Annotated in this window: 1 pseudogene; it reads right to left on the bottom strand. The window is 60.1% G+C overall.

Annotated elements, in window-relative coordinates:
- Nucleotides 1–293 (bottom strand): annotated as a pseudogene (locus ACMUOY_RS20760) (IS110 family transposase); the annotation flags it as partial.

Genomic DNA, 293 nt, shown 5'->3' with positions numbered 1-293 from the left:
CACACAGAGCATGCCTTGCTGCGCCAGTGTTTTTGGTGGTACGAAGTTCATGTGGGGCCTGGAGGCAGCCTCACAGACGGCAGCTGCATCGTTCGCATCGTTTTTGCCAGTGCGGCCTTGAATCCGATAGGGAGCCACCGAGGAGCCCGGAATGATCCGGGCATCGAATCCACGATCAATCAGCTTGCGGCTGCAGTGATGGGCTCCGCTGCAGGCCTCCATTGCGATCACACAACCGGCCGGCAGATCTGCGCACCAGAGCAGGAACTTCCCGCGCTTCAAGGCTCGATTGG

It is taken from the genome of Candidatus Skiveiella danica (assembly GCF_022705245.1).
GTDB classification, from domain to species: Bacteria; Pseudomonadota; Gammaproteobacteria; order Burkholderiales; family Burkholderiaceae_C; genus Skiveiella; species Skiveiella danica.
Note: the sequence above shows the minus strand (reverse complement) of the source record. Positions and strands in the feature narration are given on the sequence as shown.